This window comes from Myxococcales bacterium (genome assembly GCA_016716835.1).
In the GTDB taxonomy this organism is placed as follows: Bacteria; Myxococcota_A; Polyangia; order Haliangiales; family Haliangiaceae; genus JADJUW01.
Genome location: JADJUW010000001.1, coordinates 1023416 through 1047415 on the forward strand (window position 1 = coordinate 1023416; position 24000 = coordinate 1047415).

Sequence of the window (24000 nt, forward strand, 5' to 3'; positions counted from 1 at the left end):
CAAGCCTCGGGCCTGCCCGCCCCGGCCGCCGCCGGCACCAGGCAGCCTGGACGGCTGCACCCGGGCGCGTGGGGTCACAGTTCTGCCTGCGCGCCCCCTTGCTGACGCGCCCGGCATCGCAGACAATAATTAGAGTTAACCAAGGCCCGCGGAGGCTGCTATGTCGGCTGTTTTAGTTCTCAATGAAATTACCAGCGAGCGCGAAGAAGTGGTTCGCGCCTTACAGGCGGAGGGTTTTACGGTCGCCGCGGCGCAAAGCGCCACCGACGCCGTGCGCGAAATCTGGGCCGGCACCTTTATCGTCGCGGTCATCCCGACCTTGCTCACGGGCACGACCTCGACGGCGCTCAAGCAACAGCTAGGGCAGCTCGCGCCGGAAATTGAAGTCGTCGTGCATAACAAGCAAGAAGAGCTCAGCCGGCTGGTGCGCAAGGTGTGCGCTATTCGCGACGGCGTCGCCGCCGCCTAGACCCTCGCGGCGCGCTGTCCTTCCGGCAGGTGGCGCACGTTTCTTCCATGCGCAAACTTACCGGCAGGTGGCGCACGTTTCTTCCGCGAGCATAGATTGCAGGGCGGTGTGGCTAGCACCAAAGGCTGTGGATACCACAGCCGTCTCGCTGCGCCCCAGAGGGTCGCTATCTGCGAGCAGGAAGACATGTGCGCCACCTGCCGGTCCTCCACCTATCTGCGAGCAGGAAGACACGTGCGCCCACCTATCGGTCAGCGCAGATACGCCCCTACCTAAAGCAACATCATCTCGGGAATGAGCACGCCATCGCGCTCGTCGTGGCTAGCGGGTACGACGAGGCCGGCGTCGCCTAGCAGGCGCATGGCGTCTTCCACGGTGCGCACGTCGAGGCCGACCGCGGCGGCGATCGACGCCGTTTCGCACGCGACAAACACGGCGTTGCCATCGCTTGATTCACTTTCTTCGGCGAGCTGGCGAAGATACTGCGCCACGCGGTGACTGGCGCTGGGGTTGAGCAACAATTCGATTTGGCGATTTGCTTTGGCTAGCCGCGTCGCAAAGCTACGAATCATGCGCACCGCGATTTCGGCGCGATCGCGCAACATGGCCTCGAACGTCGAGCTATCGACGGCTAGCAACTGCGCGCGCTCGACGATGACCGCGGTGGCGGTGCGAGGGCTGCCGAGCAAGAGCGCCATCTCGCCGAGAAAATCACCCTGCCGCATGGTTGCAATTGGTCGCACCACGCCGTTAATCGTGCGGCGCAATTCAACGACGCCCGATTGCACGACGTACATAAAATCGCCCGGCTCGCCCTCGCCGAAGACCTGCGAGCCTGGATCATAGACTTTGCTAAAATGCTGGACCATGCGACGCAATTGTACCTGCGCGGCGCCTCGGCCTGGTGCCCGCGCGCTACTTTATTGTGAGGTGCCGCAGCACGTGATAGACGCCGTGCACCGCCGTCTTGGCGTTGGCGACGCGCGTCGCGATCGCGCCCTCGCTTCCATCGCCGAGGCCATATGCGATCGGCACCTCGGCCAAGCGGAGATCGAGCCGCATGGCACGCACCACGAGCTCAACGTCCCAGCCGCGTCCCGAGGCGCTCATGCCCAGGGCCGTCAACGCGGCGTAGGCAATTGCGTAGTAGCCACTAATCGACGACACGCGGCGGGCATAAACGCCGGAGACAAACTTCGACAATAACCACGTCGGCGACATGTGGCCGCCCGCCGGGACCGCGAGCGCCACATCGACGGTGTTGTCCGCGAGTGCGTCGATGAGCTGCGTCACGCCAGCCGCGTTCGCGAGCTTGCTTGCGGGGACAAAGACGACGACGTCAGGCGCGACCGGCATGGCCTGCAACTTGGCGAGCGCCGCCAAACAGTTGGCGCCGTAGCCAGCGCCGGCCGGCACAAACGTCGCGCCGGCGTCGAGCGCGATGGCGCGAAGTTCGATGCCCGCGGGGGCGACGAGGATCGTGCTGCGCAGCCGACGCCATGGCAGCGTCGCCAGCGCCCGCCGCGCGCCGGCGGCGTCGTCTGCTAGGATCACCGCATCAACCGCCATCTGCGAAGTGTAGGACGCAATGTTCATGGTGTCAAAAGATGGATGGCGCGGGCGACGTATGGGACACTGCGCGCATGTCGATTTCGTATAAGGATGCGGGCGTGGACATCGACGCCGGAGGTCGGCTCGTCGACCGCATCGGCCCGCTCGCCAAGGCCACCATGCGGCCCGAGGTGCTCAGCAGCATCGGCGGCTTTGCCGCGCTCGCCAGCATCCCGACGAAATACCGCGAGCCAATTCTCGTGACCGGCACCGACGGCGTTGGCACCAAGCTCAAGACCGCCTTTGCCACCGGCCGGCATCGCACGATTGGCATCGATCTGGTCGCCATGAGCGTCAATGACCTCTTAGTCACCGGCGCCGAGCCGCTGCTTTTTCTCGACTATTTTGCCAGCGGCAAACTCTCGGTCGACGTTGCCGCAGACGTCATCGCCGGCATCGCCGATGGTTGCAAACAGGCCGGCTGCGCCCTGGTCGGTGGCGAAACCGCCGAGATGCCCGGCATGTATCAAGACGGCGAATACGACCTGGCCGGCTTTTGCGTCGGCGTGGTCGAGCGCAACGAGATTCGGCCGCAAGCGAACTTGCAGGCCGGCGATGTCGTACTCGGCCTGCCCTCGTCGGGCCTGCATTCCAATGGCCATTCCTTGGCACGCAAGGTTTTGCTCGAGGTCTTGCGTCTACCGCTCGATGCGACGCCGGCAAAGCTCGGCGGCCAGACCGTCGCCGATGCGCTGCTGGAGCCAACCCTCATTTACACGAAGGCCTTTGCCGCGCTCGCAACCGCGGGCGTTAGTTTCTTGGGCGCGGCGCACATCACGGGTGGTGGGCTTATCGAGAACCCGCCGCGCATGTTTGCCGACGCGTCGCTGGCGTTTGCGTTTAGGCGCAGCAGCTGGCCAACGCCGCCGATTTTTGATCTCATCGCCTCGGCCGGTGTCGACGCCCACGAAATGTTGCGGACGTTTAATTGCGGCGTCGGCATGGTGATCGCTGTGCGCTCCGGCGACGAAGCCGCGGCACTCGCGGCGCTTGCGCCGCACGGCGCGCGGCGCATTGGGCAATTAGTGCCTCGCGATGGCGGCGACCCCGTGCAATTTATCGGATAGCCAATGCGCCCGTTTAAGCTCGCAGTGTTGGCGTCCGGACGAGGCACGTTGCTGCCCGCGCTAGTCGAACTCTGCGCCGCCGAGCCGTCGCGCTTTGAACTCGCCTGCCTCGTCGTCAACGTGCCCGACGCGCCGGTGCGCGCGCTCGCAACGCAGCTCACGCCAACGTGCCCACAACTCGTGCTGCCGCATCGCGACTACCCAGATCGCGCCGCGTATGAAACCGCGATGCTTGCCGCGATGGCGCCTTACCGTCCGAACCTCGTAGTGCTCGCTGGTTTTCGCCGTCTGCTGACTTCCACCTTCTTAGACGGCATCGCCTGCCCGACCATTAACGTTCACCCCTCGCTGCTGCCAGCCTTTCCCGGCATGGACGCGCCCGCGCAAGCCCTCGCCGCCGGCGTGCCCACCACCGGCTGCACCGTGCACTTCGTCGACGCCGGCATGGACACCGGCGCGCCCATCGCCTCGCGGCACGTCGCCATCGAGCCCGGCGACACCCCCGATTCACTTCACCGCCGCATCGCTGCGCAGGAAGCGCCACTTTTGTGCGAAGTGATCACACGCCTCGCGGCAGCAACGTAGGCGCCCGCTTCGATTTCATTCACTTACTCGTTCCAATAGGCGCCGGGCGCGGCTGTAAATAGCCAGCGCCCCGGCGCTCAGTAGTTCGACACTCTCGCTCAAGATCTGGTTTAGCAGCCTTTCTGCAGCGTCCCCCGCCCCGGGCTTTCCAGGGGCCCGGGCGGGGAGCTGATGGGCCGGACATGCAGGAAAGAACAAAACCCGAAGTCAGCATGTACCCGGTTTGTACCCGGTATTTGAACGCGCCCCGAAAGGGCAAAACATTCTACTAATGCCGAATCAATTGGCATTGCCGGTTACAATACCGAAACGCAGGTCGCGTGCACAGCTGGCGCTGGCTGTTGGGACGCCGCATCGCAAGGCCAAAGATGGGTCGCGCCGTGGCGGCAAGCGCGCCCTTGCCCGCGGCATGGCAAGTCTGGCGATTCGCATCGCACTGGCCATCAAGCGCGTACCCGGTCGCGACTGTTGTAGCGGGGGCTGGATTTGAACCAACGACCTTCGGGTTATGAGCCCGACGAGCTACCAGGCTGCTCCACCCCGCAATAAGGTGCTCAGACGAGCTGAGAGCTGCGATATGCCATGGCGGCCCTGAGGCGTCAAGGACTGCCTGCAAATAAAGTATTACGGAGCTACTAGCCAGTCGACTCGGACGGCGGTGAAGTTGACGTAAAACCACCAGCCCAGCTGACCGTCATAAGTGTCGCGGTCGTCGTGCAGCGCACAGTTTTTCCCGTTGCCAGGCGTGCCGCCCGGCAGCATGATCGAGAGTTTTTTGCCACCGACGAGCGGCAGGCTGAGCGGAATGACCGTCGCGTCGGCCGTGGCCTCGGTAAGAAAGCCCCGAATCACACCATTGATCATGCCTTGTGCGGGGTCTCCCACCAACGTCGCTGAAATTTGCGTTTGCTCGAGCACCAGCGGAATGCCGCCCAGCGACAGCGAGGCGGTGGTCGGCGTGCTGACGATGCAAGCGGCGGCAGGCTCGACGAGCCCCGGTGTATAGCCGCCAAGCGTGCCTTCGTCGATGTCGAGGCAGGTACCACTGGCCACCACGATCGCAGGCGCGGCAATGTCGAGGCCACTCGGCGAGCAGGCGCCGCCGGCGATGCAATTGGCGAAGTTAAAATGCATGGCAATTTCGTCGCCCGCCGTCGCGAGGATCGGGGCAGCTTCGAGTAGGAGCACCGGCGAGTAGTCGAGATAGCCGTCGCTGTCATTGTCTTCGTTAATGTTGTCAGCATACTGGCGATTGATCGCGAGCGAGCCGACATCGGTAATGTCGCTACAAACGCTGAGCTCGATAAACGCGTGCGGATCGCGCAGCTTAAACGACGTCAGACGATAGGCATACACCGTGGACTCGCACGCGGGCGAGCCGACCGAGCTGCCGCTGCTACAACAGACCTCCGTATTCGCCGCGGTGTGTAGGCATGCTGACTGGCAGTCGACGTCGGCGACCGCGTCGAGCGTGCACGGGTCGCCGTCGTCGCAGGTCGTCGGGCAACCAGCACCGGTCACCGGATCGCAGGCCTCGCCGTCGTCGACGGTGCCGTTGCCACACGCGAGCTCGCACCACCTATCGCACGTCAAGTCGCCGATGGTATCGTCGTCGTCGCATTGCTCCGGCTCCTCAATAACGCCATTGCCGCATATCGATGGCGTTGGTGGCGGGGGCGGCGGCTCGGTCCCTGCCTGGTTGCAAGCGGCCGCCGCCAAGCCGCAGCTCACAAGCCATGCCAACCGCCATGCCGCCAAATGCTTCATGGCCCGACACTAGCGGCATTTGCGCGGGTGCGGCAACGCGCGCGCGCCTGATTGTGGGTGCGATCGCGGCCGCCCGCCCGCGCCGCTTGTGCTAGCCTGCCGCCGTGATTGTTTTCGATTTCGATGGCACCTTAACTGACGCCGAGGCGGAGGGCGCGCCGTTTGTGCGCGGCTATTTGGAAGATATCGCACGTTTGGTCGGCAAATCGCCCGATGACGCCGAGGTTGCGGCGCGCTCGGAGGCGGTGATCGCCGATATTGTCAGCCGACCGAGCGACCACGCGTTTTATTGGGGCGGCTATGCGGTGGCGCCCGCCTCGGTAGACCCCTATCTGCGCATGGCCCTGGTCGCCGATGCCATTTTTGATCACTACGGGGCCTTTAAGACCGCCAGCGATCGCGAGCCGCTCTTGCGCTCGGTCCTGTATCGCTACAACTACGAAAAAACGCGCTCGGTGTTTCGCGACGGCGCGCGGCCGCTCCTCGCCGGCCTGCGCGCGCAAAATGTGCATGTCGTCACCAACTCCAACACCACCCATGTCTGCGGCAAGATCGCCGAGCTCGACGGGGGCAGCGGCGAGGTCGCGTGGCTGACGCCGCGCGTGGTCGGCGATGCGGGAAAATTTGTCGTGGTACCGAAGGCGGATGCGATGCCCGAAGCGCTAACCATGCCAGGCCTGGCGCGCCCCATCTTGCTGCGACGCAAGTCGTATTTTGACGTGCTGTCGCGCTTGCTTGCGGCGGCGAACGAATCGTTTGCGGACCTCGTGGTGGTGGGCGACATTTTCGAGCTCGACCTCGCCATGCCACTGGCGATGGGCGCGCGGGTGATCCTGATGGCAAATCACGCGACGCCGCCCTACGAGATCGCCTACGTCAGCGCGCACGCCCGCGGGCAAGTGGTGCGCTCGCTGCCCGAGGTTGCGGCGGCGCTGCGGCAGCTCGCCTAAGGCGCCGCCCCATGGCACGGCGCCCACGCGCATGTTAAGCATGCGCCATGGCGCTCAATTTTGATCTCATTGGCAAACCATCCGATCCGCTGACACATAAGTATGCGTGGAAGGATTGCGTGCTCTACGCGCTCGGGGTCGGCGCCACCACCGCCGCCGAGCTCGACTTTCTCTTTGAAATGAACGGCCCCAAGGTGCTGCCGACGTTTGCGGTGGTGCCGTCGTTTTCGGCGATGCTCTCGGTGTGTGGCCGCCTCGGCGCCAACATGGCGATGGTCGTGCACGGTGAGCAAGCGATCAATTTGCTGCGTCCCATTCCGCCGTCCGGATCGCTGGAGACCCGCGCGGTGGTCGAAGGCATTTTCGACAAGGGCAAGGGCGCGCTCGCGGTGGTGCGTGCTGACACCACGGATGAGCGGGGCGAGCCGCTATTTACCAACAAATTTTCGATCTTCATTCGTGGCGCCGGCGGGTTTGGCGGCGAACGCGGTCCCGATGCTGGCAGCGGCGAGCTGCCAACCCGTGCGCCCGACTTTGCCGTAACCGAGACGACGTCGCCTGACCAGGCGGCGCTGTATCGCCTCTCGGGCGACTACAATCCGCTGCACATCTCGCCCATGTTCGCGACCCAGGTCGGTTTCGCACGGCCGATCTTGCACGGGCTGTGCACGTACGGCATCGCGGGGCGCGCCGTCTTGCGCCACGCTGCGGGCGGCAACGTCGCCAAGCTAACCTCGTTTGGCGCGCGCTTTGCGGCGCCGGTGTTTCCCGGCGACACGCTAACCACCGAGGGCTGGGCAAATGGCGACGGCACGTTTGCGGTGCAAGTCAAAAACCAAGATGGTAAGGCCGTGCTCTCGCACAGCACCGCCACGATCGCGGCGGCGTAAGCTGCGCTATGCCGCTGACGCCGACGTCTCAGGCCGTCTTGCTCGCCACCATGCGCGAGGTCGGAGCGCGCGTCATCGCGATGCGCGACGCGGGACTTACGCAACGCGAAAAGTCCCCCGGCGATGTCGTCACCAACGCCGACCTCGAGGCCTCAGCGCAGCTGATGGCCGAGGTGCACCGCCTGTTTCCTGACGATCGCATTGTCAGCGAGGAGGCGGTCGATGAGATTGCGGGCCGTGGCGGCGATCGCATCTGGTACATCGACCCGATCGACGGCACCAGCGATTACGTCAGCGGGCGCGACGGCTTTACGATCATGGTCGGGCTCGCCATCGCCGGCCATCCAGCCTTCGGCGCGGTGTATCAGCCGACGACCGGTAATATGTACTACACGGTAAAGGGCCGCGCCTATCGCGAACGCCCCGGCGCGCGGCGTGAGATCCTCGCGGTCTCGACCGTGGCCGAGGCCAGCGATGCCAGATTGGTCGCATCGCGGTCGCGGCGCACGGCGGATGTCGACGCGGTCAAGGACGAGCTGGCGGTGCAGCATGAGTTCAACATTGGCTCCATCGGGCTTAAGCTGTGCCTCATTGCCTGCGGCGAGTTTGATCTCTACGTCAATCCGCGGCCGCGTTGTCGGCTGTGGGATACATGCGCGCCCGAGGCAATTTTACGCGGCGCTGGGGGCGAGCTGTCGACGCTGGCCCCAGCCATGTTGTCCTACGCCGCGCCCGAGCTGGCCCTCCGCGAGGGCCTGGTCGCGTCCAATGGGCACATCCACGCCGAGGTCGTCGCGAAATTGCGCCCCCTCTTCGCTCGCAAGTAGCTAAGATGCCGGCCGGTCTGCTACCCTGCTAGGCATGCAACTGCGAACCACCGCGTGGGCCGCCATCTTTGTGCTGCTGGCCGGCCCCCTGGTGGCGACGGCGCAGCCGAGCCGCAAGGACCAGAAAAAGGGCGAAGCGCTTTACGACAAAGCCAAGGCCGAAAAAGATAAAGGCGACTGCGCGGCGGCGCTGCCCAAGTTTGCCGAGGCGCTGGCGCTGACCCAGAACAACTATGTGCTGTTCGACCTCGCGCAGTGTTTTGAGCGCACCAGCGAGCCGACGAAGGCGCTGCACCATTATCTGCTGCTCAATGCGCGGCTGCCGACGTCGCCCTTGGTCGACGCGGTCAACGACGCGGTCGCCACGATTGAGGCTGGAGACGAGCGCGCGGCCTACCTATATTACGCAGGCTATCTTGAGGCGGGCGCCGCGTTGCCTCCCGAGCAACAGGCAGGCGAATACACGGCACTGGCCATCGAGCGCAAGCTGGCGCTTGAGACCAAGAACCCAAGCTGGGCTAAAAGCGACGATCCCGACGTCGAAAAGCCGCCGCTGGATAAGCCCGATCTCGGCAAGCCCGATGTGAAAGTGCCAGTGACGAAACCCCGCACCCCGGCCCGCCCAGGGCGTACCAAGAAGCTGCTTGGTATAGGCCTTGCGGCGGCTGGCCTGGGCACCGGCGCCGTGGCTGGCTACTACGGCATCTATCGCGGCGGCCAGTTGGCCGATGATTCCGCGGCCTGCGCTGCCGATGCAGATTGCAAAGACACGGAACGGGCCGACGACCTCAACACCAAGGGCAAGCTCTACAACAGGCGCGGGTTTATTTTTGGCGCCATCGGCGGCGCGGCGCTCGCCGGCGGCGTGGTGCTGTATTGGTTAGGCCACAAGCAAGCCAAGGCGGGGCGCACGTCGGTCACGCTAGTGCCTTCGATCGATGCCGAGGGCGGCGTCTCGGCGGTGCTCGTCGGTACGTTCTAGCGGCTCTTTTTGCACGCCATGGCGTTCCACGAGGGAGTACCAAATGCACATGGATCTCCAGGTTTCGTCGTGGTTCGTCCAGGCCCTGAGCTCGACCTCTTGTCTAATTTCACGTGTTGGCTAGTTTCGCCCGCGGCAATCTCAACCACCTCATCGCGATATCTCGAATACTTCAAGGTCACGGTGAACGCCTCGTTAACCCCGACGGTTAGCTCATGCGGCGTCTTCCCAACTCTTTTGCGACCGACATAGACTTGTGCGCCCTTGGGCACTGACGTGATGCGCACCACGCGCGTCTTAGGCGTATCTACAACCGGCGCATCGACCGAAGGTGCGTCGACGGGGGGCACGGCACCTTGCGCGTCGGGCGTGATCGCGATCGCGGCGTCAACGGGCAAGGCCGCATCCGGTAGCTGCAGCGCTCCACCGGCATCGATGATAGCGCCGCGCCCATTTTGGTCTTTACCGCCACCGCCAAAGGCGGCGTATCCCACGGCGACGACGGCAACCGCTGCTATCGCGAGCCACAACCATAGCGACCGCCGGCTTGGACGCAACTGCTTGGCGAACGCGCTGCTCGTGTCCGCCGAAAACGTTGCGGGGCGTTGCACGGCTAATTCCGACAACTCCTGGCCGCCGAGCGCCGCGACGTGCACCGGCTCGCTGGACATCCCGGCGGGCAGTCCCAGCACGAGGTCGGTCACTGACGACGTAGGCGCCGAGCTTGCGGCAGGCTGTGCCGTTGGGATGGTTGCCGAAACCGCAGGCGCAGCCGGTCGCGATGGCGGCGGGGGGACCACGGCGGGCGACGTTGAAGCGCCAATGTCGGCGCTGGTGACATTGGCAGCGGGCGAGCCCGTGGCCGCATCGGCCGTCGGCGTTGCACCCGGTGGTGGCGCGAAATGGCCTTGACGCGTATCCGGGCGTTTGCCAACAAGGGACGCTGCGGCGGCTGGTACCACAGCAGGCGAAACAGCAGGCGGTGCGGCCGGCGATGCGAACGGTGGCGGCACTGTCGATCCGGTCGATGCTAGGCGAGGCACCGCAATCGGCGCTGGCGCGACCGGGACCGCCGCCGTCTTGCCGGCCGTCGCGGGCGCGATCGGCATCGGCATTTTTTTACTCGCGGCAGGCGCAGGCCTTTCGGCCGGCGCGCCCCCTTGCGGCTCAAGCACGACGCTCGCGACATCCGCGACCGGCTTGGTAAGCCGCACGGGTCCCGCGCTCGCGATGGCGCCGCCCGCGGTCCTCGTGGTCGCGCCCTTAGGCTGGCGTTCGGTATCGCCGTCATCGACCGGGCGCGGCGGATCGACTCGGGTCGGCACGGCGGCAAGCGGCGCCGACGGCGGGCTTGTCACCAGCTGATCAATTCTCGCGCGGCGGCGATTCTTTTCGAGCTGCGCCTCGTCGACGCGCCCTTCACGCGTGAGCGGCACGGGCATCGTCGGCGCGTCCATATCGAGGCCATCGTCGGCCTCGGTATCCATGTCCATGTTGATGGGCGCCTGCGACGAGCGCAGCGCCCGCGCCTCGGCGTCGGATACGGTGTACTCGCGCGGCGGGGCGAGCACGGGCGCCGAGGCCGCGCGATGCCCGATCCACGGCTCAGGCACCTCGCCAAACAGCTCTTTCATGAATCGCGACATCGACCGCGACGATAGCGCCAGGCGCTCCCCCACGGCGAATTGCTCGATCGCCTCGGCGAGCTCGCCCGCGTGCTGGTATCGCGCCTTGGGATCAACCGCGAGCGCACGCTCGATGATTGCCTGCAGCCCAAGCGGAAAGTCGGGATACAGCGACGTCGGCTTGCGATAACGGCCGTGCACGATGCGCTGCATCGTCTCGAAATCGCTGTCGGCGCGAAACGCGCGCTGCTGCGTGGTGGTCTCGTACAAGATAATGCCGAGCGCGAAAATATCGCTGCGCCGATCGAGCTCGAGGCCGCGGCACTGCTCGGGCGACATGTACGCAAACTTGCCCTTGATGGTGCCCGCCTGCGTTTCGGCGGAGCGCTCGGACGCCTTGGCGATGCCAAAATCGACCATCTTCACCGCGCCGTCGTAGTCGATCATTACGTTGGACGGCGACACGTCGCGGTGGACGATCTTCAGCGGCATGCCGTCGGGCCCCTTGCGATCGTGGGCGTGTTGCAGCCCCGCCGCCGCCGCCGCGACGATAAACAGGCCCAGCTCGAGCGGGATGCGCCGGCCGGTCTCGCCACAGCGCGCTAGGATCGCGCGCAGGTCTTGCCCGTGGACGTACTCCATGACGAAGTAGTGCAAATTATTTTCCGCACCAACCTCGATGACTTGTGCGATATTATTGTGGTGCAGGCTCGCCGCGAGGCGCGCCTCATCGAGAAACATTTTGATCGCCATCGCGTCGGCGGCGCGCCCGGGCACGATCACCTTGACCACGACGTAGCGCTCGAACGCGCCGATGCCGGCGATGCGCGCGAGATAGAGCTGGGCCATCCCGCCGGTGGCGAGCGGACGCACGATCTCGTACTTTCCGAGACGTTGTCCCTCTGCGACGCTAGAGGCTAAAGGATGCACCTAAATCTAAGTTTTTCAGGTAGCTCAGCCCGGGTCAAGGCGATTGCGGTCAACGCAGCAGCTATCGCGACAGCCTACCTCGCCGCGCTGTAGGCGCCGTTCCTACCTGCACCGCTAGCGGGTTACGTTGCGCCGCCAGCCACCGTCATGCTTGACACGCGAAATGTCGGGCACGCCGTCGAGCTGCGAATCACGAGGTCGTCGGCGACGGCGTCGATGCGGCCAAGGATTTCCGCGAAGTTGGCGGAAATCGTCACCTCGCTCACCGGGTGAACCATTTCGCCGTCTTCGATCCAGAAGCCCTGCGCGCCGCGTGAGAAGTCGCCCGTGGTCGGGTTAAAGCCAAATCCCATTAGGCTGGTGACGTAGAGGCCGCGTCTCGTGTCCCGCAGCAGCGCCTGCCGGGTCATGTTGCCGGCCGCCATGATGAGGTTGCTCGTGGTAGGTCCGGGATTGCCGCCAATGCCTCGACCCGCTGACCCAGTCGAAGCGCGACCCAATTTCCGCGCGCTGTAGACGTCACACAGCACCGTCGCCAAGACGCCACGATCGACGACGACGTTGCGCCGCGTTGCCAAGCCATCGCCATCAAAGGGCTTGGAGCCTGGCCCGCGCGGCAGATGCGGATCGTCGACGATGGTTAGCAACGGCGAGGCGATCTGCTGGTGCTCCTTGCCGACGAGGTAGGTCGACTTTCGCCACATCGCCGCGCCGTTGGTAACCGAAAAGACCGACCCGACGATCGCGCGCCCCACCTCGGGGTCAAACACGATAGGGCAATCCTGCGTCGCAATTTTGCGCGTGCCGAGCTGAGCCAGCGTGCGGCGCGCGGCCTCAACGCCAACGGCCTCGGGCGACTCAAGCTGCGCCAAGAAGCGCCCCGCCGTCCACCAATGGCCATTGCGCTTCTTGGTTGGGTCTTTGTCGTCGTCGCAAATCGGCTCGACGACGAGTGAGCCATACGAGCCGCGGTAGCCGCCAACAAAGCCGCGCGAGTTGGCAAATACAGTGGCGCCGATCGTCGACGACCACGTTGCGCCATCGGAATTGTGCAGCCGCGCGTCATGCGCCATCGCCGCGCGTTCGGCGCGCCGACACTGCTCAAGCGCCCACGCCGCCGAGATTTCAGGCATGGCGGCGTCATACAGATCGAGTTCCGGAAACTCCTTCGCCATTTCGGCCGCCTCCGGCAAGCCGCCGACGTCGTCGGGTTCGGCATATTGCGCCAGCTCGACGGTCGAGGCGATAAAGTCGCGCAACGAGTCGAGGCGCAAATCCGAGGTGTACGTGATCGCCTTGCGATCGCCGACAAAAGAGGCGCAGCCCTAGCGCGCGACTACCCGCCTCTTGCACCAGCTCGGGCTCGCCGAGCCGAATCTTGGTCGTCAGCTCGCTGCCCGAGCGCGTCAGCACTTCGGCGTCGGTGGCGCCCGCAGCGCGCGAAAGCTCGACGACGCGCTGGGAGAGGTCGCGTAGTTCTTTTAGTTCGTTTTCGTTAATTGCGGTGCTCATCGTTGCGTGCCTCCCACCGTGATGCTTGCGATGCGGACCGTCGGCGTGCCGACGCCAACCGGCACCGACTGGCCATCCTTGCCACACGTCCACATGCCATCCGAAAGCGTATAGTCGTTGCCCAGGCGGTCGAGCTGCCGCAGCACGGCGGGCCCATTGCCGATTAGATTGACGCCTTTGAGCGGCGCGGTGATCTTGCCATTTTCGATGAGGTAGCTCTCGGTCAACGAGAACACGAAATCGCCGTTGGAAATATTGACCTGCCCACCCGAAAACCGCTTGGCGTACACGCCTCGCGTCACCGAGGCAATGATGTCCGCGGGGTCTTCCTGCCCGCCGAGCATCAGCGTGTTCGTCATGCGCGGCAGCGGCATGGACTGAAACGATTCGCGCCGCCCATTGCCGCTCGGCGCGACGCCAAAATGGCGAGCGCTGAGGCGGTCGTGCATGTAGCCAACCAGGATGCCCTTGTCGATGAGTAGATTTCGCTTAGGGAGATAGCCTTCGTCGTCGACGTTGATGGTGCCTCGGCTATCGCCAATGGTGCCGTCATCGACCACGGTGCAAAGGTCTGAGGCGACGCGCTGGCCGATCTGGTCGGTGTAGTTCGAGGTTTTCTTGCGATTAAAATCGGCCTCGAGGCCGTGCCCCACCGCCTCGTGCAGCAAGATGCCCGAATCACCCGCCGCAAGCACGACCGGCATATCGCCCGCCGGCGCGTCGACGGCGCCCAGCATGGTGATGGCGATGCGCGCGGCTTCGCGCCCGTGCGCCGCGGCATCGCGCTCCGCCTGGCCAAAGTATTCAAGGCCCAGGCGTCCGCCGCCGCCCGAGCTGCCGGCTTGGCGCTTGCCGCCGTCTTCCGCGACGGCGCGCACGCCAAAGCGAATCATCGGTTGCAGATCGGTGGCGCGGCGGCCATCCGAGGTAATCACCAGCACCTCGCGCAGGCTCTCGGCGAACGAAGCCTCGACCTTTTCGATGCGCGGATCGTAGGCGCGCGCCGCCTGATCGGCAGCCCTGAGCAAGGCTAATTTTTCGGCGACGGGCACCACCAGCGACAGCGTTGGAACCGCGTAGTAATCGGCAACCTGGGCGGTGTTAGCCGCCACCGGTGCCACCCGCGCGCCCGTCGCGGCGATTTGCCCGGCGGTGCGCGCCGCATGCAGCATGCGCTCTGGTCGCAAATCCTCGGTATAGGCATAGCCGGTGGCGTCGCCAGCCAAGACGCGGACGCCAAGGCCGAGCGAAACGCCGCGGCCAACGGTCTTGACCTTTTCTTCCTCGAGCGCGTAGTCGGCGCTAACGCGAAATTCAAAATATAGGTCGGCATAGTCACCGCCACTTTGCAGCGCGGCGTCTAGCAGCGACGTCGCGAGCGCGTCATCGATGGCGTGCAGGCCTCCAGGGGCAAAGGGGGCGCGAAGCCCAAGGGGTGCGTTAACAGGCATGGCGGTAGTGTAATCACAAATGCGCACACGAGCGATCGCCGCGGCGCATACTCGCTGCCTATTGCGGCAGGACCCGCGCTAGCGCCGTTTGCTAAGCGCTCGGGCCGCCGGCTTTTTATCGCGTGGCGCGCTGCGGCCGCTGGCGGTGGAGGATAAGGTGCGAGTCTTGGGTTTGGCAGTTGCGGCGCTGCGCGACGCCCCAGCCGTGCGCGATGCCCCAGCGGTGCGCGATGCCCCAGCCGCGCGCGATGCTCCAGCCGTGCGCGCGGGTCGACTATCGCGTGCGAGCGCGGGGCGACCAGCCTGCGGCCTATCCGATCCGGGGCGCTTGCTCGCGGCGCCGCCAGGCCTGCTGCGTCCGCCGCGATCGGCAGCGCGACCCGTCCCGCGATCGGAGCCGCGCTCCGCGCCACCACGAGGCCCCGTCGACGATGGCCGCGGCGCGCGCGGCGGCGGTGCGGCGCTCGGGCCTTTAACGGGTTCGCTGGCGCCAGCCGCCGCAGCCGCTTCGAGCTGACCCCGCGCATGCGCACGACGCGCCAGCTCGGTGTCTTCGCGCTTGGCGGTCCATTTGCCGCGCGCGACGCCCTTGCTGGGCCCTAGCCCGGCTAGCGTGCGCAGCTCGTTAAGCTCGTGTTGGTTCAGCTCGCGGGCATCGCCGACGCGCAGGCCAAAATGCGTCAAATTGCCAAAGGCGACGCGTTGTAGCTTGGTTACGGTGAACCCAACCGCCTCCATCATGCGGTGAATCTGCCGCGACTTGCCCTCGTGCAGGGTGATCGCCACCCAGCTGTGCTTGCTCTCGCCTGGCAGCATCGAAACTTCGGCCGGCATGGTCTTACTGCCATCGTCGAGCGTGACGCCGCGCCGCAGCTGCTTGATGTTGAGCTCTGAAAGCGTGCCGCGCACTTTGACGTGATACGTCTTCTCGACGTGGTGCTTGGGCGCAAGCAGGCGTGACGCGAGCTCGCCGTCGTTGGTTAGCAAGAGCACGCCCTCGGTGTAGAAATCGAGTCGCCCCACCGGGGCAACGCGGGCCGGCAAGTTCGGCAGATAGTCCATCACCGTCAGGCGGCCTTCATCATCGGCCAGCGACGTGATGCAGCCCTTGGGCTTATTGAACAAGATATAGACGGCGTCTTCTTTGTGCAGGCCCTGCCCGTCCACCGACACCATGTCCGTGGTCGGATCGACCTGCGTGCCGAGCTCGGTCACGACCTTGCCGTTGACCTTGACGCGGCCTTGGACGATGAGGTCCTCCGCCTTGCGCCGCGCGGCGATGCCAGCTTGGGCAATGAACCGCTGCAATCTAATTTTACTCGACATAACGCGTGCGTTGTACCTAATTCATCGCGACTTCGCCCTCGTCGACGTCATCGAAGTCAGGCAATTGCGCCAAGACCTCTACCGCGGGCGTACCTGGGTCGAGATCGTCGCCCGCAAGCGGCTGCTGACGTTCCAGCAAGGCCTGGTTTTCGGGCGAAAGCTCGGTGAATTCACGCAGCGTAGGCAAGTCGCGAAGGTCCCCTAAGCTGAAGAAATCGAGGAACTCTCGCGTCGTCCCATATAAGATGGGCCGCCCTGCTTCTTCGCGCTTGCCGAGCATCTTAATTAAATTGCGCTCGAGCAAAATCTTTAGGGTGGCGCCTGAATCGACGCCGCGGATGTCATCGATCTCCGGCCGCGTAATTGGCTGGCGATACGCGACGATGGCAAGCGTTTCGAGCTGCGCGCGCGACAGGCGCACCGGGCGGCCCGCGATGATGTGCTGCACCCAACCGGAAAAGCGCGGGTTGGTGCGGAACTGAAAGCCCGACGACGCCTCGCCCAAAACGATGCCATCGTCCTGTGTGCTGGCCACCAACTCGGCGACCAGTCGTGTCACGCGTTTCATATCGCGCATCCGCAAAAGCTGGCGAATTCGCGGCAGCGGCAGCGGCCGGTCCGAGGCAAATACCAGCGCCGTAATCAGGCGCTTGCAGTCGTCATCCGAGAGCGCCGAGGCATCGGTTTCATCGTCGTCTGCGGCGAGGTCGAGCGGTGCATCGTCGGGCGCATCGGCTGCCAAATCGCCTGCCTCTTGGTCTAACTGGCCATCCGCCGCCAATTCGCCACGCTCAGACGCGTCGTCGCCTGCGGTCGGTTCGGCGGCCGCCATAAGCGTGGCGTCGCCCACGGGGGCTTCATCGTCGTTCGCCGTTTCGACCACCTCGGTCGTTACGTCGGCAACGGCCTCGGGGGCCTCTGCCTGGCCAGTTTGCTTGCGCGCTCGCTTATTTCGGGCCACGGCAGGGGCTTATCACGGCCCCCTGACAGGCCCAACCGGAATCGTCGCTAGCCCCCTAGCGATACTCGTCGGCGCCGGCGACGGTCTCGGAAACCCGCGATCGCAGGTCGTCGGTGGCGCGTTCGATCATGATATCGCCGCCCAAGCGTTCGCCACCTTCGGCACCCTCGCCTACGGCGTCATCGCTCACCAAAGCCTGCGAGATGCGAATGAGCCGCAACTTGCCGAGCTCCAAAATTGCCAATAGCGTCACCACGGCCTCGTGCCGCAGCTCCTCGGCGCTGACCTCGCGCCCATCGCGGATAAACGAAAATAGCGCAAAAAAGCTAACGCTCGCCTCGCGCTCGATCAGCTCGGTGAGTTCGGCGATTTTCTGACTGACCGAAAGCCGGTCGATGATGACGTTGTGGCTGACCTTGAGCTTGGCGCGTTGCATCAGGCGATCGAAGGCCTCGATCAGCTTGCCGACCGGAAACGGCGCCAGCGGCGCGACGGCGTCCGGGCTGACGTTTTCGGCCACGACATCTTCGGTATCGGCGCCGCGCATCCAAACGTTGCGACCGACCACGGGCCGATTGCCGAGGCCATCGGCCACCTCGCGGTACTTTTGATACTCGAGCAGGCGGCGAATCAGCTCCGCCCGCGGGTCGATCATTTCGCCGGCCAGGAGTTCGTCCTCGCCCGGGTCGGCGTCCACTACGGCATCGCGCGGCAAGAGCTCGCGGCTCTTGATGTAGCAAAGCGTCGCCGCCATCACCAAATATTCGGCGGCAACATCGACGTCTAAATTGTGCCAGGCGTCGAGGTAGGCGAGGTATTTTTCGGTGACAAAGCCGACGGGGATATCGAGAATATTGAGTTCGTGCTTTTTTACCAGGTGCAGCAACAGATCGAGCGGCCCCTCGAACATTTCGAGCTCGACACTATACGTGTCGCCGCCCTGCCTCGTGGTTGGTGCCGCCATCCCAGCTCGTTACCCTATGCCACCGAGTGAGTAAAGTTGGCGCGCGAGGAACTGCGCCGGGCCGGTAATGAAGCCGCGCAGCGGCGGCAGGATCATAAAGCCAATCACGATAAACGGGCCATAGACGGCGACCTGGTCGTACGTATGTCGCGCCTTGGTTGAGAGCAGGCCGCGTAAGACCGTGCCGCCGTCAAGCGGCGCGATGGGAATGAGATTGAACATCATCAGCATGAAGTTCAGGACCACCCCGAGCTGCAGCGCGCCATGCAGGGGCGAGCCCCCGCCCAAGACGCCGGTCTTGATGAGCACGATGTGCAGCACACCGATCAGCGAACCAAACAATAAATTCATCGCGGGCCCGGCGATGGCGACAAACAAGTGGCCGATGTCCATCGAAAATCGCCGCGTAAAGCGTGTCGGCTGCACCATGACCGGGCGACCCCAACCAGGCGCCGCAGCGCCGGCTAGCATGCCAAACAGCGGAAACATAAAGGTGCCGATCGGATCGGCGTGAGCCAGCGGATTGAGCGTCACGCGGCCTTGGCTGCGCGGTAGGCCGTCGCCCAAGCGATCGGCGACGAAGGCGTGGCCAAATTCGTGGACGCCGATCGACAAGACCAGGATGACCATGGCCTGGATCACAAAGCGAATGTTTTCAGGACTAGTGTCCATGGCGGCACTATGACCGGGCTTGGTCGAGGTTGCAATCGCCTCCTCGCGGCGATCGTCGGCGGCGATTTGGGGCGACCGCGCTGTGCCCCCTTGTGTTAGCATCGCCGCGATGGCGTTTCGGCTGCATCCTTGGGTTGCGACACTAGCGTGCGCGCTCGTCGGCATCGCCACCGCCGCCGCGGACCCGACGCCGCCTGAGCAGCTCAGCGAGGCGCGCGCCGCCTTCCGCCGTGCCGCCTGTGCCGAGGCGGCGCCCCGACTTTCTGATATTTTGTACCCAACGCCGCGGCTGGCGCGCACCAACGATCTCATCGAGGCGCACCTTCTGCTCGGCGCGTGTCGCTTGCAGGCTGGCGACGCGGCGGCGGCGCGGCGCGAATTTGAGGAAGCGCTGTTCCTTGACCGCGGGACCGACATCGACCCGCTCGTCTATGCAGCCGAGACGGTCGCCTTTTTTCGCGAGACCAAGCGTGCCTTGGTCGAGCGCGAACAACGCGAAGATGATAAACGCGAATTGGCGGCCGAAAAAGACCGCCTGCGTAAGTTTCGCGAGAGCCTGGTCTTTGTCGAACGACGCTCGTACGTGGTTAATTTTGTACCCCTGGGCGCCGGCCAATTTCAAAATAAACAGCGCACCAAGGCGATGATTTCGTTTGTTGGGCAGGCGGCCACCGGCGGCGCATCGATCGCGGTGTGGGGCTATCTCGTTGGCACGTATGGCTACAAGGGTGCCGTGCCGCCCGAGGACGCACGCACGGTGCGCTCGTTGCAACAAGCTGGCATTGCCTTTGGCGTAACGTTTTATGCGCTCTACGCGTGGAGCGTCGTCGACGCCTTGGTCAACTACCAACCGCGGGTACAAATTCAGGCCGACGAGTCGCTGATGCAGGAAACGCTGCCCGCGGCCGCGGCGACCGCAAGGGCCAAATCGTCTCGCCGCAAGGGCCCGCGCCTTTTGCCGATGGTTGACCTCGAGCAGCACCGCGGGCTGGCTGCGGGGCTGGGCTTGGTCTGGGAACGCTAATGGCCGAGCTGCAATACCTTGTTCCTGGCCAAGCGCCGCGCGTGTTTGCGCTGCGGGGGCCCGAGTTGACCATTGGCAGTGACCCGGCGAGCGATATTGTCATCAGCGACCCCCTGGCCTCGCCGTGCCATGCCGTCATCCGCAGCGACGGCACGGCGTTTGAACTCAAAACCACCGACCGCAAGCTGGAGCTGCTCGTCAACGACAAGCAACGTGGACGCCACACCCTGCGCGATGGCGACGTGTTTTCGATTGGCATCTGCCAATTTTCGTTTCGCCTATTCGAGGCGGCGCCGCCCCCCCTCGCCGACCGTGGGCCCGCTAACGCCAGCCAGCTTGAGATCGACGCCTATCGCAAGCTGGCGGCCTTTTCGGCGGCGCTGGCTGGCCGCGACGACGTCGACGCCTTGCTCGAAGAACTAATTGACGCCCTCATTGAGCTCTCGCGCGCGCACAGCGGCTTTTTGCTGACCAGCCGCGACGGCGTGCTCGAGGTCGCGGTCGCCCGCAACGTCAAGCGCGAAAACGTCGCGCACGCGGTCGAGCAAATGTCGGATTCCATCGTCGCGCGCTGCGTCGAGACGCGCGCGCCGGTGTTGGTCGAGAGTTCGTTGCAGCACGAGCTGGCCGGCGCCAAGAGCATTGTCGCGCTGGGGCTGTGCAGCGCGCTGTGCGTGCCGCTGCTCGATCGCACCCGCTTGCTTGGCGTGATCTATCTCGGCAGCCATTCCGTCGCGAATTTTTTCACCACGCAGACGCAGGGGCTGGTCTCGACGTTTGCCTCGCAGGCGGCGCTGCTTATCGGCAACGCGATGCTCGTGGCGCAACTACGCGGCGAGACCGCCCAGTTAAAGTCGCGCATCGCCGAGCCGCGGTTTGGCCAGCTCGTGGGGACCAGCCCCGCCATGCAGGCCGTCTTTGCCCGCGTCGATAAGGTCGCAGCGACCGAGGTCTCCGTCCTCATTACCGGCGAGACCGGCACCGGCAAGGAGCTGATTGCCCGCGAAATCCATCGCCGGTCGCCACGGCGCGCCGGCCCCTTTGTCGCCGTTAACTGTGGGGCCATCCCGGCCGAGCTGCTGGAGTCTGAGCTGTTTGGCCACGTCAAGGGCGCCTTCACGGGGGCGGTTGCCACCAAGCTCGGCATGTTCGGCGCGGCGCAAAACGGCACGCTGTTTCTCGACGAAATCGGTGAGCTTGCGCTGGGGCTGCAGGTCAAGCTGCTGCGGGCGCTGCAGGAACGCGTGATCATGCGCGTCGGTGCCGAAAAGCCCGAAGCCGTCAACATCCGTATTGTTACCGCGACGCACCGCGACCTCGAGGCCGACGTCAAGACCGGGCGGTTCCGCGAAGATCTTTTTTACCGCCTCAACGTGGTGCATATCGACCTGCCGCCCCTGCGAGATCGCGGCGACGACGTCGTCATCATCGCGCGCACCATCCTCGGCAAGCTCGCGGCGGAGACCGGCGCTGCCGCCTGGTCGCTCTCGCCGTCAGCCGTCGCTGCGTTTCGCCGCTATGGTTGGCCGGGCAATATTCGCGAGCTCGAAAACCGCCTGCGCCGCGCAGTGGTTTTTTCGAGTGGTCCCATCATCGATCTCGCCGACGTTGGCTTCGCCGATGCGGCGGCGGCCAAGCCGATGTCGCTCGCCGACGCCAAAGAACATTTTGCGCGGCAGTATGTGCGCGACGTGCTCGCCAGCAACCGCGGCAATCGCAGCCAAACCGCGCGCGACCTGGACGTCGATCCACGCACAATTTATCGCTATATCGAGCGCGCCGAGGGCGAGGACCTGGAATGATGATTAGGCGCTATCGACGCGAACGCGGACATCCGTGTCAGGGTAGTGTCGCGCTAGGGCTGCAGTTGCTCGACGCGACTCGCTTATCTACTCATAACCACAAGCAAACTCGGATTCACCGCTTGGCACGCCGTATGCTTGTTATAGGGCTCATACCCATGCTGGGCTGCTTTCCGCCAACGCTTGAGCTAGAACCGCCGGCCGAGTCAAACTCGCCGCCGGTCATTCTCTCGGTGCGCGGTCCCACCGGTGATGAGCTGCCGTGGCCTGGGCCCGTCACGCTGGTGCGCGGCGCCGGCACCGCGACGCTGCTGGTGCGCGACCTCGATCTGTCCGACGCGCTGTTCGTGCAACTGTTTGTCGATTACGGTCTGCCTGATCCGCAACCGACGCGCACGCCGAGCTGCCGCGTCGGGCCGGTTGTCGTCGGCGAAAACACCGACCGCACGATCTCATGTGACATCCGCGGCGTATGTCTGCCTGGTGATATCGGCATCAGCCGCACCTTGCTCGTCGATGCCTACGATCGCGAGCCCGCGCTCGGCACCGGCGACGACTTGTTTCGCGCGGTGCCTGAGCCCGGCTACCGCTATGAAAAGGTATACTCACTTTTGTGCGTCGACAGCCTGACCGACGATAGCGGCGGCGGCGCAGACGACGGCGACAATCTACCCGGCAAGGCCAACGTGGAGGCCGTCTTATGATGCGCTTGCTCCATGCGTCCTCACGGGCGCTCGGCACGGCGGTGGGTGTAGCCGTCGCGTTATCGGGCTGCATCGCCCTACCCGAGGACGCAACCTCGCCGCCCGCATCGTGCCAAACCTCCAGCGATTGCCCGAGCGACCAAATTTGTCTCGCGAACCAGTGCTACGGCGACCCACCAGGCGGCGCGTTCGGGGTCGTCGTCTCGCCTGCCGGCGCGAGCACGAATGCGTCGCAGGCGTCGTATCCCAACGTGTTTATCTCGGGCGCGGGCGAGCTGGGCACCTATGCCTTGGCCGATACCATCGTGCTGCCCGGTGCGCTCGCCACCGCGTGCGATGCCTGCGTTGGCCTCGATGGGGTGCAGGCCTTGCTCACCTTATCGCAGCGCAGCGCCTTTGTGGGAGGCCCCTCAAGCTATACGGCGTTGCCCGTCGATCAGGCGGCGCTAGGCGTGTTTCAGTTCAGTGTGGCCGCACAGAGCGCGCCGGCGCAGACGGCCTCGCTTGCGATCACCCCGATGAATGCTGAGGGCGCGGCGTGGAGCGCATGGCTGCCAAGCACGCGCATTGCCGTTCCCACGCCCTTCTCGGTGCTCTCGCCGCTTAACGTGTTAATCGACGGTCAGGCGCGTCGCGTCGTTGGCCGCGTCGTGCTGAGCAATGCGGCCCCCGCCGTTGGCTATGAAGTATCGCTGCACGGCAGGTTTGCCACCGACCGCGCGGGCGAGCGCATCTCCGCGGTGGTGACCACAAATGCCGACGGTGAATTTTCAGTGCCCGTGTCGCCGCTGGCTTTGTCGCAGGCCGACCTCGTGGTGGCACCGGGCCCGCTGACCATCGCGCCGACGTACAAAACGCCAATCGCGCTTGGCGACGGCGAGACCGTCGCGGGCGACGTCACGGTCACCATTACGCCGTCGACGTTCGTCACGATTGAGGCCGCGGGCTATGCGAGCAGCGGCACCAAGGTGGTCCCCGAGGCCGGCCGGGTCATCATCGAGGCGCAGTTTGATCCGGCGCCCAATGCTTCGGCGACGGCCATGTTTCGCGTCGAGGTCCCAATCGATGCGACAGGACCAGAAGTCCTCCAGGTGCCCACCGACGCCGCCACGTACTACCTCACGGTGATCCACGCGGGCGCGGGTGAAATCGGCAGCCTCTATCGCAAGCCAGTCACCCTCGCGCAACTAAAACAAGAGCACGTGCTGCCGAGCCGCACCTCGGTCGTGGGTCGCTTGATGGCGCTGGGAGAACCGGTAGCGGGCGCGACGCTAACGCTTGTGCCCAGCGTCGGCACGCTGTGGAGCAAGCCTCCCGAGCTGCAGGCCATCATAAGCGCGCAAGCCGCGGCCGCAACCCTGACGGCGCCCGACGGGTCATACGTGCTGTGGGTCGACACGTCGTGGCACGACCTTGGGAATTGGCGGCTAAGTATCGTGCCACCTGAGGCGTCGCCAACACCCTTGCCGCGTTGGGCAACGGTGCTCGAACTCGGCGCCGCCGCCTCGAGGGAAATCGACCTGTCGTTGCCCAGCGCCAGCGCCGCCCACGCGCGCGCCATCTTTCCCAATGGCCGCCCGGCCGAGGGGGCTCGCATCACGCTCTACCGGGTAAATTCGATTAACCCATGCCTCAACAGCGAATTCGCGCCGCCGAGCTGCGAGCTGCCTGAAGTTGTCGTTGCGTCGGGGATCACCGATGCCAATGGCGACGTGCTGCTAGTCATCCCAAATTCGCTGCCCGCGCTGTAGCGGCTAACCCCGACAAACAGGCTCAGGCGCCCCGTTTGCGTGACTGGCCGCAGTAGCGCCAGTCGACGGTTGACGCGACAGGGCCATGCGACTATGGTCCCCCCAAATAGCACTAGACAGACAATCAGCA

20 protein-coding genes, 1 tRNA gene and 1 pseudogene are annotated in these 24000 nt (G+C 64.9%); 11 read left to right on the plus strand and 11 right to left on the minus strand.

The features are described 5' to 3' along the window. The first annotated feature begins 160 nt into the window (after positions 1–160). On the plus strand, positions 161–469 hold the full coding sequence (locus IPL79_04540) for a hypothetical protein (GenBank protein MBK9070257.1): 309 nt from the start codon (positions 161–163) through the stop codon (positions 467–469). A 272-nt stretch (positions 470–741) separates the two neighbouring features. Here the strand turns inward: IPL79_04540 and IPL79_04545 are convergent, their stop codons facing one another. Further along, entirely contained in the window at positions 742–1338 is a 597-nt protein-coding gene (locus IPL79_04545) for a Crp/Fnr family transcriptional regulator (protein ID MBK9070258.1), read from the minus strand. A gap of 46 nt (positions 1339–1384) precedes the next feature. Continuing rightward, entirely contained in the window at positions 1385–2065 is a 681-nt protein-coding gene (locus IPL79_04550; protein ID MBK9070259.1) for a hypothetical protein, read from the minus strand. A 47-nt stretch (positions 2066–2112) separates the two neighbouring features. On the opposite strand from IPL79_04550, the gene IPL79_04555 reads away from it, so the two are divergent. Then, positions 2113–3147: a phosphoribosylformylglycinamidine cyclo-ligase gene (locus IPL79_04555; protein MBK9070260.1), complete on the plus strand. Its 1035-nt coding sequence runs from the start codon at positions 2113–2115 to the stop codon at positions 3145–3147. Between the two features lie 3 nt (positions 3148–3150). Further along, positions 3151–3732, plus strand: a complete 582-nt coding sequence (purN, locus tag IPL79_04560) for a phosphoribosylglycinamide formyltransferase (protein ID MBK9070261.1) — start codon at positions 3151–3153, stop codon at positions 3730–3732. A 471-nt stretch (positions 3733–4203) separates the two neighbouring features. Here purN and IPL79_04565 read toward each other — a convergent pair. Together IPL79_04565 and IPL79_04570 are read right to left on the minus strand one after the other, a co-directional pair. Then, a tRNA-Met gene (locus tag IPL79_04565) sits at positions 4204–4277 on the minus strand. Between the two features lie 79 nt (positions 4278–4356). Then, on the minus strand, positions 4357–5499 hold the full coding sequence (locus IPL79_04570) for a hypothetical protein (protein MBK9070262.1): 1143 nt from the start codon (positions 5497–5499) through the stop codon (positions 4357–4359). A 104-nt stretch (positions 5500–5603) separates the two neighbouring features. On the opposite strand from IPL79_04570, the gene IPL79_04575 reads away from it, so the two are divergent. The 4 genes from IPL79_04575 to IPL79_04590 are packed head-to-tail and all read left to right on the plus strand — an operon-like array spanning position 5604 to position 9148. Next, positions 5604–6449, plus strand: coding sequence for an HAD family hydrolase (locus IPL79_04575; GenBank protein ID MBK9070263.1), 846 nt, complete (start codon positions 5604–5606; stop codon positions 6447–6449). 47 nt (positions 6450–6496) lie between these two features. Beyond that, positions 6497–7339 (plus strand): MaoC family dehydratase N-terminal domain-containing protein, encoded by an 843-nt coding sequence (locus IPL79_04580; protein ID MBK9070264.1) that lies wholly within the window; start codon positions 6497–6499, stop codon positions 7337–7339. An 8-nt stretch (positions 7340–7347) separates the two neighbouring features. Next, on the plus strand, positions 7348–8166 hold the full coding sequence (locus tag IPL79_04585) for a 3'(2'),5'-bisphosphate nucleotidase CysQ (GenBank protein MBK9070265.1): 819 nt from the start codon (positions 7348–7350) through the stop codon (positions 8164–8166). A gap of 34 nt (positions 8167–8200) precedes the next feature. Beyond that, entirely contained in the window at positions 8201–9148 is a 948-nt protein-coding gene (locus tag IPL79_04590; protein ID MBK9070266.1) for a hypothetical protein, read from the plus strand. Here the strand turns inward: IPL79_04590 and IPL79_04595 are convergent. The 7 genes and pseudogenes from IPL79_04595 to IPL79_04625 form a co-directional block, all read right to left on the minus strand. Then, positions 9145–11646, minus strand: coding sequence for a protein kinase (locus IPL79_04595; protein ID MBK9070267.1), 2502 nt, complete (start codon positions 11644–11646; stop codon positions 9145–9147). The genes IPL79_04590 and IPL79_04595 overlap by 4 nt on opposite strands. Before the next feature lie 179 nt (positions 11647–11825). After that, positions 11826–13215 (minus strand): annotated as a pseudogene (locus IPL79_04600) (TldD/PmbA family protein). Next, entirely contained in the window at positions 13212–14666 is a 1455-nt protein-coding gene (gene tldD, locus IPL79_04605) for a metalloprotease TldD (GenBank protein ID MBK9070268.1), read from the minus strand. The pseudogene IPL79_04600 and the gene tldD overlap by 4 nt, the downstream one beginning before the upstream one ends. Positions 14667–14744: 78 nt before the next feature. Next, positions 14745–15992, minus strand: a complete 1248-nt coding sequence (locus IPL79_04610) for an rRNA pseudouridine synthase (GenBank protein MBK9070269.1) — start codon at positions 15990–15992, stop codon at positions 14745–14747. 16 nt (positions 15993–16008) lie between these two features. Further along, the gene (scpB, locus tag IPL79_04615; protein ID MBK9070270.1) at positions 16009–16953 is read right to left on the minus strand and encodes an SMC-Scp complex subunit ScpB; all 945 of its coding nucleotides are present in this window, start codon (positions 16951–16953) and stop codon (positions 16009–16011) included. 55 nt (positions 16954–17008) lie between these two features. Beyond that, positions 17009–17917, minus strand: a complete 909-nt coding sequence (locus IPL79_04620; protein MBK9070271.1) for a segregation/condensation protein A — start codon at positions 17915–17917, stop codon at positions 17009–17011. Between the two features lie 9 nt (positions 17918–17926). Continuing rightward, the gene (locus tag IPL79_04625) at positions 17927–18589 is read right to left on the minus strand and encodes a site-2 protease family protein (protein MBK9070272.1); all 663 of its coding nucleotides are present in this window, start codon (positions 18587–18589) and stop codon (positions 17927–17929) included. A gap of 109 nt (positions 18590–18698) precedes the next feature. Between IPL79_04625 and IPL79_04630 the strand changes: the two genes are divergently transcribed. The 4 genes from IPL79_04630 (at position 18699) to IPL79_04645 (ending at position 23870) form a co-directional block, all read left to right on the plus strand. Further along, a complete protein-coding gene (locus IPL79_04630) occupies positions 18699–19613 on the plus strand; it encodes a hypothetical protein (protein ID MBK9070273.1) in 915 nt (304 codons plus the stop codon). Further along, entirely contained in the window at positions 19613–21415 is a 1803-nt protein-coding gene (locus IPL79_04635; protein MBK9070274.1) for a sigma 54-interacting transcriptional regulator, read from the plus strand. Before IPL79_04630 ends, IPL79_04635 begins: the two co-directional genes overlap by 1 nt. Positions 21416–21573: 158 nt before the next feature. After that, positions 21574–22119, plus strand: a complete 546-nt coding sequence (locus IPL79_04640) for a hypothetical protein (GenBank protein ID MBK9070275.1) — start codon at positions 21574–21576, stop codon at positions 22117–22119. After that, positions 22116–23870 carry a hypothetical protein gene (locus tag IPL79_04645; GenBank protein MBK9070276.1) on the plus strand — a complete coding sequence of 585 codons (1755 nt, stop codon included), beginning with the start codon at positions 22116–22118 and terminating at the stop codon, positions 23868–23870. The genes IPL79_04640 and IPL79_04645 overlap by 4 nt, the downstream gene beginning before the upstream one ends. Positions 23871–24000 lie beyond the last annotated feature (130 nt).